The following is a 15059-nucleotide window of genomic DNA, read 5'->3' as shown; positions in this document are numbered from 1 at the left end:
AAATGTCAAAATCATTATTTGATAAAATTTGGGAATCTCATATAGTTAAAGAATTAGAAGACGGTATATATGTTATTTATATTGATAGACATTATATACATGAAGTAACGAGCCCTCAAGCTTTTCTAGAATTAGAAAAAAGAAATTTTTCTGTTTTTAGACCTAAACAAATTATAGCAACTGCGGATCATAACGTTCCTACAATAAATCAACATTTACCTGTTTTAGATTCTTTGTCTAGAAAACAAATAAATTTGTTAACAGATAATTGCCAAAAATTTGGAATCACGTTATATCAACTAGGTCATAAAAATAATGGAATTGTTCATGTGATTGGTCCTGAATTAGGTTATACTTTACCTGGTATGACAATAGTTTGTGGAGACAGTCACACTTCTACACATGGTGCTTTTGGATGTATAGCTTTTGGAATTGGAACTAGTCAAGTAACCATGGTTATGGCTAGTCAATGTTTATTATTATCCAAACCTAAACAAATGAGAATTCAATTAAATGGAAATTTAAAGAGAGGAGTCACGCCAAAAGATGTTATCTTGTATCTTATTTCAAAATTGGGAGTAGATGCGGGAATCGGCCATTTTATAGAATACACTGGATCTGCTATTCAAAAAATGAGCATGGAAGGAAGAATGACTATTTGTAATATGAGTATTGAAATGGGAGCAAAAGGTGGATTAATTGCTCCAGATCAAATTACTTTTGATTACATTAAAGAATGTAAAGGTTTCAAAGAATCAAAAGGGAAGAAAATAATAGAATATTGGAGATCTCTAATAACAGATAAAAAAACAACATTTGATAAAGAGTATGTTTTCAATGTTGAAGAAATTGAGCCTATGATAACTTATGGAACAAATCCTGGTATGGCAATAAAAATTTCTGAGTCAATTCCAAAATTGGATACAGATCACAAATCTTTAAATTATATGGGGTTCTCTCCAGGAGAATCTTTAATAGGAAAAAGAATTGATTATATTTTTATAGGAAGTTGCACTAATTCTAGAATAGAAGATTTAAGATTAGTCGCTTCTATAGTAAAAGGAAAAAAGAAAGCTAGTCATGTTCGTGTAATGATAGTTCCTGGATCAAATCAGGTAGTCAAACAAGCTAAAGAAGAAGGATTAGATAGAATTTTTAAAAATTGTGGATTCGAATTTCGTCAACCAGGATGTTCTGCTTGTTTGGGGATGAATGAGGATAAAATTCCCTCAGGAGAATATTGTGTTTCTACATCTAATAGAAATTTTGAAGGAAGACAAGGCCCAGGAGCTAGGACTTTATTAGCAAGTCCTTTAACAGCTGCTGTTATAGCTATTGAAGGAAAAATTGTAGATGTAAATAAATATATTCATGAAAAAATTTACGATGTTAATTAGCCAAGCAATTCCATTACCTATAGAGGATATAGACACTGATCAGATTATTCCAGCTCGTTTTTTAAAAGAAATTAAACGTGAAGAATGTGGAAAAAATCTTTTTATAGATTGGCGTTATAGAAAAGATGAATCTTTAAATGAAGATTTTATATTAAATAATTCTAATTTTAGTGGAGAAATTCTTTTATCAGGAAGAAATTTTGGTTGTGGTTCTAGTAGAGAACATGCTGCATGGGCTATTTACGATTATGGATTTAGAGTTGTAATATCTAGTTTTTTTGCTGATATTTTTAGAGAAAATGCATTGAATAATGGGTTACTGACAATCGAACTCTCTGAATCTTTTCTTCAAAAATTGTTTTACATAATTGGGAAAAATCCGAAAGTTAAAATAAAAGTTGATTTAATCAATCAAAAGGTTACAATAATGGAAACAGGAGAATTTGATAAATTTTATATGCATCCATACAAAAAAAATTGTTTTTTGAATGGTTATGATGATATAGATTTTTTAGTTTCCATCAAAAAAAATGTAGAAAATTTTGAAAAAAATAGAAAAAACGTTCTATGAAAAAAAATATTTCTGTAATAGAAGGAGATGGAATAGGTCCTGAAATCATGAAACAAACAATAAAAGTTTTAAACTCTATAGCGAAAAAATATAATCATGATTTTCATTATCAGAAAACTCTAGCTGGATCTATGGCCATAGAAAAATTTGGAGATCCAATGCCAGAAGAAACTATAAATACTTGTTTAAAATCAGATGCTGTTTTATTTGGGTGTATAGGAGACGCTAAATATGATCATAATCTAAGAGGAAAAAGACCTGAGGATGGATTATTAAAATTAAGAAAAAGAATGAATTTATATTGCAATATTCGTCCTATAATGGTTTATTCAGAAGTCAATAAATCACCTATAAAAAAGGAATTATTGGATGGGGTTGATTTTATAATATACCGTGAATTGACAGGAGGAATTTATTTTGGAGAAAAAGGTCGTTCTAAAAATGGAGAAGAAGCTTATGATTATTGTTTTTATTCCAAAAAAGAAATTGAAAGAATTGGAGAAATGGCTTTTAAAGCGGCTCTTTACCGAAAAAAGAAAGTAACACTGGTGGATAAAGCAAATGTATTAGAAACTTCTAGATTATGGAGAGAAGTCATTCAAGAAATAGCATTGGATTATCCAGGAGTCAATCTGGATTTTTTGTACATAGATAATGCAGCTATGCAAATCATTATGAATCCCAAAAGATTTGATGTTATTCTAACAGATAACATGTTTGGAGATATTCTTTCAGATGAGTCTAGTGTGATTACAAGTTCTTTAGGTTTATTACCTTCAGCTTCTATAGGAAATCATAAATCTATGTTTGAACCTATACATGGATCTTACCCACAAGCGAAGGGAAAAAATATAGCGAATCCTTTGGGATGTATTCTTTCAGGGTCTATGATGTTAGAATATTTTGGAATGCATAAAGAAAAAAATCTTTTAGAAAAAGCCGTGAGAAAGTCTATTGAAGTGAAAGTCTGTACCCCAGATATTATCGAATCAGAGTTTTCTTCAACTACTGAAGAAGTAGGCAATTATATAGAAAGATATATTCAAAATCAATAAATTTTTTCTATAATTGGTATTTTTGGATCTAATATTTCTGAGATCCTTTTAATAAGAAATGGAAGAAAATTTTTTCTGTAATCTTCATACGTAATATTTCTTTTTTTTTGATGAAAAAAATTTATAGGAATTGGCAAGATTTCTCCGTTTTTTTCAGGAGAAAGAATTTCTACTATGGTGGGTGACTTTTTTTCAAAAAAGATAGGAGATTTAAACCACAAATAAACATAAATAAGTAATTGCATAGTATTTGCATAATTTGGATCTTGAAAAATATTTTTGATATTTTTTAGAGAAACATTCATTTCTTTAATTTTGGAAAATCCTATCTTGTAATCAAGAATACGAGGTATCCCATCGTATTCATCGATACGATCTATGATTCCATGTAAATTCACTTTTTTTGATCCTACATTTAATATTGTAGAAACTTTACATTCTATTTCTTTCACAAAAATTTTGTGTCCATTTTGAATGCATTTTTCATCCCATGAAATAAAATTTTCTATATAAGTTTTTATTATACAATAAAACAACATATTTTTTCCTTCAATAGTTTTTTGTTTTCCTAAAAGAACTTTTTTAACAATAGATTCAGAAATTTTTTTCATATCATGAATACGATTAATAGTTATAAAATTTTCTATTATAGGAGAATATAAAATTTTTAATATCTGGTGAATGACTTGTCCTACTTTCTTCTTAAAGGAAGTTTCTTCTGGATCATCTAAACGAAGTATTTTTTTATAGTAGAATAAAAGAGGATTGTAATTATATAAATGAATAGAAGAAGGAGATAGCCCTTGAGCAATTAATTCATGCAAACGATGAATGATAGATTTTGTTTTTTCAATTACAATGGGAACTTTGAGTAAGTTGATAGAAATAAATGGATTGTTTATTTTTTCTGTTGATATTTTATAATTCATCTCCATTTGATGGATAAAACGACTTTTTTCTCCAGAGTTAATTTCATCTGGTTGATTTTTATATATTAAATATGTTTCTGTAGAAGATTGAAAAATTCTTATAAAATGATGAAAATAAATATCATTATTAAAATCTTTCATTTTTAATCTTTGACGCAGATCAAAAGGAATAAAAGAATAGTTTTTTTCATGATTTTTTGGAGGGATTATTCCTTCATTAAAAGAGGTTATGATCACCACATCGAAATTTTTAAAGAAAAGATCCATAAAACCTGTTATATATAATCCTCTTTTGTTTTTACGTATGTATCGTATACTTTTTGTATTCACAAATTGTTCATATATCTTAAATATGTCATTGATTCCGATCAATAAATTTTTCTTCTTTCTAACTATTGTTCTTAGTTTGTTTATATAAACTTCTAACTTAAAAAGAAATCTTAATTCTATAAAATGTTTATTCCTATTTGCAAAAAGCAGTTTTTTTAATTTTCTAATAAAACTAATAAGACTTAGAAGAATAATTTTTGTGTTATGAGTTGAAATTTGAAAAATAATCCATAAATCATTTTTTAGTAAATATTTTTTTATGAAATCTTCGGAAATCAAATCTGAATCATTTTCATTTTTCAATTTTTTTAATAAAGAATTTTTTTTTATAAAAAACTTCTGAATATATCCATCAGATAGAACTCTAATGACATCTTTCTTAGTAAATTTTTTGAATTTATCTTTTCTTAATAATAACTGAAATATGGAATAAAAAGTATAATAAATAGGAATATTTTTGAAGTAATAATCTATGTTTATAGACATGTTGATTCCTAATTTTTTTATAGAATGTAATAACGGAATTAATAAGCAGTTATCCCCTGGTATTATGAGTATATTGCAGGGTTTTTTTCCTTTTTTAATCAATTTGTATACTATATTTTCTACAGTCTTTACTTGTTCTATTTCTTTTGAAACTTCAATCACTTTTAAATTATTAAATTTTTTATGTGTTTTAGAAGTTGTATTTTGATTATGAATTTTAGATTCAAAAATATTTTTTTTGATTTTCTTTTCATATAAGTGATAGACTGAGCCATGACTATATTGAATGATTTTTTGAACAAAAATTTTTTCACATTTATTCAATATAAAATCTATAAACAACAAAATTTTTGTACTTGAATTTTCAGATAAAAAAAAATCAAAACGAGAAAGAGCTATTTTGAAAAGCATCCCTTGATAAGTGATTCCTTTTTTTAAAAGTTGAGATTGCAGAATATAATAATATTCATGAATTTTTTCCCAAAAAAGAAATTTTTCTTGTTCTAAAATATTCAAATTCCACTTTTTTATTTTTTCTGTAGAAATAATAGAAGAAAAAAAGCCTTCCACATCAATCATATTGATGTCTATATTTTGAAAATCGTTTAATATTTTAGGTCCCCAATTAAAAAAACTATTGAAATTTTTCTCTAAAAAATCATCTTTTAATAGAGAAAAGAAATAGAGAAGAATAGAATGATTATCTAAAATTTGTAATCCAGAAATTTTTTCGAAAAATTTTTCGATTGTAAAAAATTCAGTCTCTGGGCTAAATTTTGATTTATATTTATTTTTTATATATTCTATGATAGAATATCCTTTTGATATTAATATGTATTTCTGATTCAAATCCGTTTTTTGTGACAATAATAGGTCTTGAATAATTTGATCAATTTTTTTTTTCACAAGAAAAAAATTTTTTAATATTTACTTCATCTTTTCTAATTTGTTCTTTTAATTCTTGAAGTGTGTTAAACTTTTTTTCTTCGCGAACCATATGAATTATTAAAATCTCTATTTTTTTACCATAAATATTTTCGAAAAAATCAAAAATATGTACTTCTATATTGATTTTTTGATTTTTTTGATTAACAGTAGGATTAACTCCTATATTTAACATTCCTTGGTAAATATTATCCAGATAATTAATTTTTACAGCATAAACTCCGTTTTTTGGTATTAATTTTTTTGAATTTACTTGTAGATTTGCAGTTGGAAAATCAATAGTTCTACCTATTCCTTTCCCTTTCATAACATTACCGGATAATGGATAAAAATATCCTAGGGCTTTGTTAGCCCATTGTATATTTCCTAATAAAAGAGATTCGCGAATATCAGTAGAACTAATTATTTTTTTGTTTAATTTGCAAGGTTCAACTTTATCAAGTTGAAATCCGTAAATATGAGAGAATTTTTTTAATTCTTCGTAAGAACCATCTCTGTTTTTTCCAAGATGAGAATCATATCCAGTAATAATTTGTTTGATTCTAAATTTAGAATGTAAGATTTTTTCGAAAAAGTTTTTTGTGCTTAATTTTGAGAAAATTGTGGTAAAAGGATGAATAATCAAATGTTTTACTCCTATTTTTTTCAAGTTATATATTCTTTCAGAAAGAGTGTTTAAATAGAAGAATCTTTTACCAGGATTCAATATTTCTTTTGGATGTGGATAAAAAGTAAGCAAAACGGGACAATACTTTTTTTCAGCTCTAAAAATTAGATTTTGAATCATTTTTTTATGTCCCATATGAACCCCATCAAAAACTCCAAGAGTCAATATACATGGAGAAAGAGAAGAAAATTCATCAATAAATGAATAAATTTTCAAAATTTTTATCTTTTTTCTCTTACATTTACAAATACAAAGATACTGAATTTATATTTTTATGATTTTTTAATCAAAAGGGATTGCATAATGCATAAAAAAAAGCTAAAGGGAATAATTACTCAAATTATAGGACCTGTAATTGATGTTTCTTTTCAAGAGAGTGAAACACTTCCTAAAATTTATGATGCGTTGGAAGTCAATTTATCCAAAAAAAACAAAATAGTTTTAGAAGTTCAACAACATATTGGAGATAAAAATGTTCGCTGCATTTCTATGGAAGTAACGGATGGATTGCAAAGAGGTCAAGAGGTTGATGGATTAGGGAAACCAATTAGCGTTCCTGTAGGTCAATCCATCAATGGTAGAGTTTTTAATGTTTTGGGAGATTGCATAGATGGATTAGGAGATGTAGATAGGTCTATAACTAGACCTATTCACAGTGAACCTCCAGCATTTAAAGACTTATCAACAGAAACAGAAATATTGTATACAGGAATTAAAGTCATAGATTTAATAGAACCTTATCCGAAAGGAGGGAAGATTGGTTTATTTGGTGGAGCAGGAGTAGGAAAAACTGTGTTAATACAAGAATTAATCAACAATGTAGCGAAAGGACATGGAGGAAGATCTGTTTTTGCAGGAGTAGGAGAAAGATCTAGGGAAGGAAATGATTTATTAAGAGAAATGTTAGAATCTGGAATTATAAAATATGGAGATTCTTTTATGAAATCCATGAAAAAAGGATATTGGGATCTTTCCAAAGTAGATAAAGAAGAACTTAAGGAATCTAAAGCTGCTTTTGTGTTTGGTCAAATGAATGAGCCTCCCGGAGCTAGAGCTAGAGTAGCTTTATCTGGATTAACATTAGCTGAATATTATAGAGATCAATATGTAGAAGGAAAAGGAGGACAAGATGTTTTGTTTTTTATAGACAATATATTTAGATTTACTCAAGCAGGATCAGAAGTTTCTGCCTTATTAGGAAGGATCCCTTCATCTGTAGGATATCAGCCAACTTTATCATCAGAAATGGGTTCTATGCAGGAAAGAATAACTTCAACGAAAAAAGGATCTATCACTTCAGTGCAAGCTGTTTATGTTCCTGCTGATGATTTAACAGATCCTGCTCCTGCTATTACATTTTCTCATTTGGATGCAACAACAGTTCTTTCCAGAAAAATAGCATCTTTAGGAATTTATCCTGCAGTAGATCCTTTGGATTCTACTTCTCGCATTTTGTCTCCGGATATAATAGACAAAGATCATTATAATTGTGCACAACGCGTTAAAGAAATTTTACAAAAATATAATTCTTTACAAGATATTATAGCTATTCTAGGAATAGAAGAATTAAGTGAAGAAGATAAATTAATAGTTTCCAGAGCTAGGCGTATTCAACGTTTTTTATCTCAACCATTTCATGTTGCAAAACAGTTTACAGGAATTGAAGGAGAATTCGTAAAAATTGAGGATACAATCAAAGGATTTAATATGATAATAGATGGGGAGTTGGATCACATTCCAGAAATAGCCTTTAATCTAAAAGGAACTATTGAACAAGTGATAGAAACTGTAAAAAAAATATAAATTATGAAAATCAAAATTATTGATTGTGATAATATATTGTATCAAGGAAATATAGTTTCCATTACAGCTCCTGGATTTTGTGGATCTTTTCAAGTATTAGAAAACCATGCTTATTTTATATCCATATTAAAAAATGGGATCATAAAATTAGAAGATGGAAAAAATAGAAAAAAAATAAAAATAAAAAGCGGCATTTTGCAAATAAAAAATAATTCAATCATTGTTATTTTATAACGATTTGGAAGTTCTGTAAGAACTAAGTTTCATATATTCTTTTCTATTTTTAAATATTTTTATAGCGCTAAAAATAGCTTCTTCAAAAGAATTTTCATTAGCAATTCCTTTTTTAGCTATATCATAGGCAACCCCGTGATCTGGAGAAGTTCGTATGTGAGAAAGACCTGCTGTAAAATTCACTCCGTGATTAAAAGTTAATGTTTTAAAAGGAATTAAACCTTGATCATGATACATGGCTAAAACAGCATCAAAATTACGATAGACTTGATTTCCAAAAAAACTGTCTGAAGAATAAGGTCCAAAAACCGTCCATCCTTGTTTTTGAAATAAACAATCAATAGCAGGTTTGATTTTTGTTTTTTCTTCATCTCCTATTAATCCATTATCACTTGAGTGAGGATTACATCCTAAAACAGCGATTTTTGGTTTTTCTATAGAAAAATCAATAATAAGGGATTGATGTAGAATTTTTATCGATTTTATTATTTTTTTTATGTTTAATTCCGAAGTGACTTTTTTTAAAGGCAAATGATTAGTTACTAAAGCTATTTTTAAAATATCATGAATCATTATCATTAGTGATTCTCCTTCCAAAACATTTTGTAAATATTCAGTATGTCCAAAAAATGAGAAACCTTTCAAATTCATATATTTTTTGTTGACTGGAGCTGTCACAAGTACGTCAATTTTTCCTTCTTTTAAAGCTTTTACAGCTTTTTTTAAAGATAAAATAGGATATTTACCTGAATCTGGATTATTGATTTTTATAGATTCAAATTTGATATCTTCTTTCCATATATTGAGTACATTGATTTTGTAATCAATGATTTCTTTAAAATTTTTTACTTCTCGGATATGATTGATCTCAAGATTTAAGATTTTCTTATAATAAGAACATAATTTAGTAGATCCAAATAATATTGGAGTAAAAAAATCTAAAAGTCTTTTTTTCCGACATACTTTTAAAAAAATTTCTATTCCTATTCCGTTAATATCACCTGTGGTAAATCCCACTCTAATTTTTTTTTTTCTATAATTCATTTAATATTTAATTTGATTAAAATTATCAATAATTATTATGTTTACTGGCATTGTAGAATGTACAACAAAAGTATATCAATTCAATCGTGATAAAAATAATCTTTGTATTACTTTCATTAATCCATTTTCAGATGAAATTAAAATAAATCAAAGCATTTGTCATAATGGAATATGTTTTACCATTATAGATATTAATGAAAAAACTTATTCAGTCATAGCTTCTGAAGAAACTTTGTTCTGCACTAACTTAAATTTTTTAAAAATTAAAGATGAAGTTAATTTAGAAAGAGGATTAATGATGTTTGAAAGATTAAATGGACACGTAGTACAAGGACATGTAGATACAACTGCTGAAATTATTCAAATAGAAAATAGAAATAATGGAAGTTGGCTATTTTTTTTTCGGGCTAAAAAAAAATTAAATCACACAGTTGTAGAAAAAGGATCTATTGCTATCAATGGAATAAGTCTTACTATTATAACATGTAATCACTATATATTTAGCGTTTCCATTATTCCTTATACTTATAAGAAAACAAATCTTCACCTTATGAAAGTAGGAGATGTTGTTAATGTGGAATTTGATATTTTGGGTAAATATGTTAGTAAATATCTTAGGAATTATGATGATATGTTTATTTCAAAATAGGTTCTCCAGATGAAATATTTTTGTCTGTATATTTTCTGTACATATCAAAATGGTTAATAAATTTTTGAGCAAGTATTTTGACTTGATTTTGATACATATTTTCATTTTTCCATGAATTTTTTGGATTTAATATATGAGAAGATATCCCTGGACAATATTTTGGGATCTTAAAATTAAAAATTGGATATTTTTCGTAAGGAACCTCTGATAAAAAACCATCTAAAACGCTTTTCACAATTTTTCGAGTATCATTTAATTTGATACGATATCCAGATGAATATCCTCCTGATATTAATCCTGTATTAACCATCCAAACATTTATTTCAGTATTATCTAATTTTTTCATTAGCATATTTGTGTATTGAACAGGATGCAAAGGCATGAATGGAGCACCAAAACAAGAAGAAAATGTAGCTTTTGGTTTAACTATATTTAATTCGGTTCCAGCTACTTTAGAAGTATATCCTAATAAAAAATAATAAGAAGATTGTGCTCTATTTAATTTAGCTATGGGAGGTAAAACCCCAAAAGCATCATATGTAAGAAAAAAAATGTTTTTGATATTAGAAGACAATAATTCTTTTTCAATATTATTTACAAAATAAATAGGATAGCTAATTCTCATATTTTGAGTAATAGAATCATCTAAAAAATCAACTTCTTTGGTTTTATTTTTTAAAATGACATTTTCTAACATAGCTCCTTTTTTTATAGCATGATAAATCATAGGTTCTTTTTCACTAGAAATACCTAATATTTTTGCATAACATCCTCCTTCGAAATTAAAAATGATGTTATCACAAGTCCATCCATGTTCATCATCTCCCACCAAATTTCTGTTAAGATCATTGGATATAGTCGTTTTTCCTGTTCCAGATAAGCCAAAAAAAAGGGCTGTATCTTTTTTGTGTTTTCCTACATTTGCAGCACAATGCATGGGAAATACATTTTTATATACAGGAAGTATGAAATTTAGGACAGAAAAAATAGATTTTTTTATTTCTCCTGTATATCCTGATCCTCCAATCAAAACTATTTTTTTAGAAAAATTTAATATAGAAAAATTTTTTCTTCGTGTTCCATCTTTCATGGGTTCAGCTTGAAATCCAGGCGCACAAAATAATAACCAATCTGGTAAAATTTGACCAATTTTTGGAAACCTTAGAAAAAGATTATGAATAAATAAATCGGACCATGGATATTCACTAATAGAACGAACATTAAACTGATAACGTTTATCAGAACAAAGATATCCATCTCTAATGTATAATGTTTTTCCAGATAAGTATCTAAGTACTTTTCGATATAAATGATCAAATTTTTCCGAATCAAAAGATAGATTGAATTTATCATCCCACCAAACTTTTTTTTCTGTAACACTGTCCTTTACAATAAATCTATCTTCAGGAGATCTTCCAGTGAATGAGCCAGTATTTATTGCTAAAACTCCTGATTTAGTTTCTACACCCATTCCTTTTTGAATTATTATGTTTTGTAATTCATAAGGATTTAACTGACAATTGTCATAAGAATTAAATATTCCGTAATTTTCTAGAGAAAAAGGCATTCTTCTGTTATTTTTGTATATTTCTGCATTAAGCAAATTTATATATGATTTACAAAAGTTTACTAATTTTGTACAAGAAAAAAAAAATTATGATCCTATGTCTGACATTGCATCCAGAGTCAATGCTCTTATTGTAGATAAATTAAGTGTAGATGAAAGTGAAATTGTTCCTACTGCTAGTTTCACTAATGATTTAGGAGCAGATTCCTTAGATATAGTAGAACTTATTATGGAATTTGAAAAAGAATTTAATATTAGTATATCTGATGAAAAAGCAGAAAAAATAACAACAGTAGGCGAAGCCATACAGGCTATAGAAGATCTTTTAATTGAGAAGAAAAATATTGATAAAAAATCTGATTAGCATTTTATGTATGGAGAAATTAAAAAAAGTAGTAGTTACTGGTATTGGTTCTATTAATCCGATAGGAAATAATGTAGAAGAATATTGGATTTCTCTTATTAACGGAAAAAGTGGATGTGCTCCTATCACTTATTTCAATACAAAAAAATACAAGACTAAATTTGCTTGTGAATTAAAAAATTATGATCCAAGTCTTTTTTTCAATAAAAAAGAAAGACGAAAATTAGATCCCTGTGCACAATATGGAATTGTTGCTTCTGAAGAAGCCATAAAAAATAGTGGCATTAATTTTTTCAAAGAAAAAAGAGAAAGAGTTGGAGTGATTTGGGCTTCAGGAATTGGAGGCCTTCTCAATTTAGAAGAATCTATTTCTGATTATGTAAATGGAGGAAGATATCCTAGATTTAGCCCATTTTTTATTCCTAAAATGCTCATAGATATCACTGCTGGTTTTATTTCTATGAATTATGGTCTTCATGGTCCAAATTACGCGACTGTATCTGCTTGTGCATCTTCTTCTAATGCAATTGCAGATGCTTATCATTTAATCTGTTTAGGAAAAGCAGATATAATGATTGCAGGTGGATCGGAAGCAGCTATTACCCAAAGTGGAGTAGGGGGGTTTAATGCCCTACATGCCTTGTCTACTAGAAATGAAGATTATCAAACAGCATCACGTCCTTTTGATGAAGATAGAGATGGTTTTGTATTAGGAGAGGGGGGCGGATGTCTTATACTTGAAGAATATAAACATGCTCAAGAAAGAGGAGCTAATATATATGCTGAAATAGGAGGAGTGGGAATGTCTGGAGATGCTTATCATATTACGGCACCTCATCCAGAAGGAAAAGGAATCGTTTTGGCTATGAAAACGGCTATTCAAGATGCAGGCATTAAATGTGAAGATGTTGATCATATTAATTCTCATGGAACTTCTACTCAATTGGGAGATCTTGCAGAAGTAAAAGCTATTCAAGAAGTCTTTAAAAAAAACATATATAATATAGATATTAATTCTACAAAATCTATGACAGGACATTTATTAGGTGCTGCAGGAGCAATAGAAGCAATAGCTTCTATACTTCCTTTAACAAAAGGAGTAATACCTCCAACTATAAATTTGTTTCATCTAGATAGGAATATAGATCAAAAAATTAATTTTATTCCAAATCAAGCTATAAAAAAAGAAGTAAAAATTAGTATATGTAATACTTTTGGTTTTGGAGGACACAATGTTTGTATTTTATTCAAAAAAATAAATGTTATCTAATACTATTTTTGAAAATTTTGAAAAAGATGAAGATTCTATTTTAGTCGGAAAATTAATAAAAATATTAGGATTTTGTCCAAAAAATACGAAATTTTTAAAGGAAGTATTCATTTATAGTTTTTCTACAAAAAGAAAAAATTCGAATCAAAATTATTCTGTTAATTTTCAAAGACTCGAATTTTTAGGAGATGCTGTGTTAAATTCTATTATATCACATTTTTTATGTGAAAAACTTCCTGATAAAAAAGAAGGAGAATTAACTCAAATACGATCTAAAATAGTATGCAGAAGAAATTTAAATGAAATTTCAAAAAAATTAACTCTTACAGATATTTTTTTTAATAAATCTGTTATATCTGATAACATATTGGGAAATACTCTTGAAGCTTTAATAGGATTTATTTATTTGGAAATAGGATATCAAGGTTGTAAAGATTTCGTACATCAAAAGATATTGCATGCTCATGTAAATATTTCTAAGTTACAAAATGAAATTTTTAGTTACAAAGTATGGATGATAGAATGGTCTCAAAAAAATAAATTTATAATAAATTTTAAAACTTTTAGAGAAAGAGAAAATAAAAACGTAATTACTTATTTATCTGAATTGACCGTATTAGAATGTGAAATTCAAACTGAAGGAAGAGGTCCTTCAAAAAAAAAATCTGAGGAGATGGCTGCAAAAGAAGCTTATTTTCTTGTTCTAAAACAATGTAGAAAAAATACTTAATAGTATGATTTATGCTGCTTAATAATAAAGAAAGAAAATATCCTCATATAAAAGAGGGGAAAGGACACCCTTTGATCTTGCTTCATGGTTTGATGGGAGGATTAAGCAATTTTAAAGCTCTTTTAGATTTTTTTCCAAAAAAAGGTTACAAAGTAATTATTCCTTCATTACCTCTTTATAAGATGCCATTATTTCTTACAAATATTTCTAGTTTATCTAAATATATTATCCAATTTTTAATGGAAATAGGAATTAAAAAAGCTACTTTAGTAGGAAATTCACTTGGAGGACATATTGCTTTAATTATAGCAAAAAAAAGAATAGATTTAGTCCATTCTGTAGTTCTTACGGGAAGTTCAGGATTGTTTGAAAAAGCTTTTGGAGATGCTTTTCCTAAAAGAGAAGATTATGAATATATCAGAAAAAAATCACAAGAAGTATTTTATGATCCTAAAATAGCTACTAAAGAATTAGTTGATGAAGTATTTCATATTGTCAATGATAAAAAAAAGGGAATTAAAACTTTATATATTGCTAAAAGTGCTATGAAATATAATATGTCTAAAGATTTATCTGTTATTCAACAACCTATTTGTTTGATTTGGGGAAAACAAGATCATGTTACTCCACCAGGAGTAGCGAAAGAATTTCATAGATTGTTACCTGATTCTGAATTACATTGGATAGATAAATGTGGACATGTTCCTATGATGGAACATCCTAAAAAATTTATAGAAATATTAGAAAAATGGCTTTCTAAATTTGATTTTAATCATGAAAATTTTTTCTGTAAAATTTAAAGGAAGTTCAAAAAAAGTAAACATGTTGATTCATGATTTTCCTGAATGTGCTTTTGTAGGACGTTCTAATGTTGGAAAATCTAGTTTAATAAATTGCATATCTGGAAGAAAAAAAATAGCTAAAGTTTCTTCTTATCCTGGAAGAACTCAATGTATCAATCATTTTTTAATCAATGATCAATGGTATTTGATCGATTTGCCGGGATATGGATTTTTTT

General features: G+C 27.3%; 15 protein-coding genes. 11 read left to right on the top strand and 4 right to left on the bottom strand.

What is annotated here, in order from left to right:
• Window positions 1–2 precede the first annotated feature (2 nt).
• From leuC to leuB, 3 genes are read left to right on the top strand one after another with little or no spacing between them, the layout of a single operon-like run.
• A complete protein-coding gene (leuC, locus tag H0H68_RS02890; protein ID WP_185853296.1) occupies window positions 3–1397 on the top strand; it encodes a 3-isopropylmalate dehydratase large subunit in 1395 nt (464 codons plus the stop codon).
• On the top strand, window positions 1372–1968 hold the full coding sequence (gene leuD / locus H0H68_RS02885) for a 3-isopropylmalate dehydratase small subunit (protein ID WP_185853295.1): 597 nt from the start codon (window positions 1372–1374) through the stop codon (window positions 1966–1968). Before leuC ends, leuD begins: the two co-directional genes overlap by 26 nt.
• Entirely contained in the window at window positions 1965–3023 is a 1059-nt protein-coding gene (gene leuB, locus H0H68_RS02880; RefSeq protein WP_185853294.1) for a 3-isopropylmalate dehydrogenase, read from the top strand. The genes leuD and leuB overlap by 4 nt, the downstream gene beginning before the upstream one ends.
• Here leuB and H0H68_RS02875 read toward each other — a convergent pair.
• Both H0H68_RS02875 and H0H68_RS02870 read right to left on the bottom strand, forming a co-directional pair.
• Window positions 3017–5674, bottom strand: coding sequence for a PD-(D/E)XK nuclease family protein (locus tag H0H68_RS02875; protein WP_185853293.1), 2658 nt, complete (start codon window positions 5672–5674; stop codon window positions 3017–3019). The genes leuB and H0H68_RS02875 overlap by 7 nt on opposite strands.
• On the bottom strand, window positions 5658–6596 hold the full coding sequence (locus H0H68_RS02870; RefSeq protein WP_185853292.1) for a bifunctional riboflavin kinase/FAD synthetase: 939 nt from the start codon (window positions 6594–6596) through the stop codon (window positions 5658–5660). The genes H0H68_RS02875 and H0H68_RS02870 overlap by 17 nt, the downstream gene beginning before the upstream one ends.
• Window positions 6597–6683: 87 nt before the next feature.
• Here H0H68_RS02870 and atpD point away from each other — a divergent pair, with 87 nt between their 5' ends.
• Window positions 6684–8183 carry a F0F1 ATP synthase subunit beta gene (atpD, locus tag H0H68_RS02865; RefSeq protein WP_185853291.1) on the top strand — a complete coding sequence of 500 codons (1500 nt, stop codon included), beginning with the start codon at window positions 6684–6686 and terminating at the stop codon, window positions 8181–8183.
• A gap of 3 nt (window positions 8184–8186) precedes the next feature.
• Entirely contained in the window at window positions 8187–8417 is a 231-nt protein-coding gene (locus H0H68_RS02860; protein WP_185853290.1) for a FoF1 ATP synthase subunit delta/epsilon, read from the top strand.
• Here H0H68_RS02860 and pdxA read toward each other — a convergent pair.
• On the bottom strand, window positions 8412–9461 hold the full coding sequence (pdxA, locus tag H0H68_RS02855; RefSeq protein ID WP_185853289.1) for a 4-hydroxythreonine-4-phosphate dehydrogenase PdxA: 1050 nt from the start codon (window positions 9459–9461) through the stop codon (window positions 8412–8414). The genes H0H68_RS02860 and pdxA overlap by 6 nt on opposite strands.
• A 37-nt stretch (window positions 9462–9498) precedes the next feature.
• Between pdxA and H0H68_RS02850 the strand changes: the two genes are divergently transcribed.
• On the top strand, window positions 9499–10110 hold the full coding sequence (locus tag H0H68_RS02850; RefSeq protein ID WP_185853288.1) for a riboflavin synthase: 612 nt from the start codon (window positions 9499–9501) through the stop codon (window positions 10108–10110).
• On the opposite strand, the gene H0H68_RS02845 is transcribed toward H0H68_RS02850, so the two are convergent.
• On the bottom strand, window positions 10097–11677 hold the full coding sequence (locus H0H68_RS02845; RefSeq protein ID WP_185853287.1) for a phosphoenolpyruvate carboxykinase (ATP): 1581 nt from the start codon (window positions 11675–11677) through the stop codon (window positions 10097–10099). The genes H0H68_RS02850 and H0H68_RS02845 overlap by 14 nt on opposite strands.
• 97 nt (window positions 11678–11774) lie before the next feature.
• Between H0H68_RS02845 and H0H68_RS02840 the strand changes: the two genes are divergently transcribed.
• From H0H68_RS02840 to H0H68_RS02820, 5 genes are all read left to right on the top strand, one after another.
• The gene (locus H0H68_RS02840; protein WP_185853286.1) at window positions 11775–12041 is read left to right on the top strand and encodes an acyl carrier protein; all 267 of its coding nucleotides are present in this window, start codon (window positions 11775–11777) and stop codon (window positions 12039–12041) included.
• Window positions 12042–12051: 10 nt separating this feature from the next.
• On the top strand, window positions 12052–13311 hold the full coding sequence (gene fabF / locus H0H68_RS02835) for a beta-ketoacyl-ACP synthase II (RefSeq protein WP_185853285.1): 1260 nt from the start codon (window positions 12052–12054) through the stop codon (window positions 13309–13311).
• The gene (locus H0H68_RS02830; RefSeq protein ID WP_185853284.1) at window positions 13301–14041 is read left to right on the top strand and encodes a ribonuclease III family protein; all 741 of its coding nucleotides are present in this window, start codon (window positions 13301–13303) and stop codon (window positions 14039–14041) included. The genes fabF and H0H68_RS02830 overlap by 11 nt, the downstream gene beginning before the upstream one ends.
• An 11-nt stretch (window positions 14042–14052) precedes the next feature.
• The gene (locus H0H68_RS02825; RefSeq protein WP_185853283.1) at window positions 14053–14841 is read left to right on the top strand and encodes an alpha/beta fold hydrolase; all 789 of its coding nucleotides are present in this window, start codon (window positions 14053–14055) and stop codon (window positions 14839–14841) included.
• A partial coding sequence (locus H0H68_RS02820) for a GTP-binding protein (protein ID WP_185853282.1) occupies window positions 14816–15059 on the top strand: 244 nt, incomplete at its 3' end. The genes H0H68_RS02825 and H0H68_RS02820, both read left to right, overlap by 26 nt.

Source organism: Blattabacterium cuenoti (assembly GCF_014251555.1).
GTDB classification, from domain to species: domain Bacteria; phylum Bacteroidota; class Bacteroidia; order Flavobacteriales; family Blattabacteriaceae; genus Blattabacterium; species Blattabacterium cuenoti_P.
The sequence above is the reverse complement of the archived record's forward strand: the minus strand, read 5'-3'. Positions and strand labels throughout refer to the sequence as shown.

Coding starts and splice junctions, on each gene's coding strand:
- leuC (WP_185853296.1), top strand. CDS start 3: ATGTCAAAATCATTATTTGATAAAATTTGGGAATCTCATATAGTTAAA.
- H0H68_RS02830 (WP_185853284.1), top strand. CDS start 13,301: ATGTTATCTAATACTATTTTTGAAAATTTTGAAAAAGATGAAGATTCT.
- fabF (WP_185853285.1), top strand. CDS start 12,052: ATGGAGAAATTAAAAAAAGTAGTAGTTACTGGTATTGGTTCTATTAAT.
- atpD (WP_185853291.1), top strand. CDS start 6,684: ATGCATAAAAAAAAGCTAAAGGGAATAATTACTCAAATTATAGGACCT.
- H0H68_RS02845 (WP_185853287.1), bottom strand. CDS start 11,677: ATGCCTTTTTCTCTAGAAAATTACGGAATATTTAATTCTTATGACAAT.
- H0H68_RS02825 (WP_185853283.1), top strand. CDS start 14,053: ATGCTGCTTAATAATAAAGAAAGAAAATATCCTCATATAAAAGAGGGG.
- pdxA (WP_185853289.1), bottom strand. CDS start 9,461: ATGAATTATAGAAAAAAAAAAATTAGAGTGGGATTTACCACAGGTGAT.
- H0H68_RS02850 (WP_185853288.1), top strand. CDS start 9,499: ATGTTTACTGGCATTGTAGAATGTACAACAAAAGTATATCAATTCAAT.
- H0H68_RS02860 (WP_185853290.1), top strand. CDS start 8,187: ATGAAAATCAAAATTATTGATTGTGATAATATATTGTATCAAGGAAAT.
- leuD (WP_185853295.1), top strand. CDS start 1,372: ATGAAAAAATTTACGATGTTAATTAGCCAAGCAATTCCATTACCTATA.
- H0H68_RS02840 (WP_185853286.1), top strand. CDS start 11,775: ATGTCTGACATTGCATCCAGAGTCAATGCTCTTATTGTAGATAAATTA.
- leuB (WP_185853294.1), top strand. CDS start 1,965: ATGAAAAAAAATATTTCTGTAATAGAAGGAGATGGAATAGGTCCTGAA.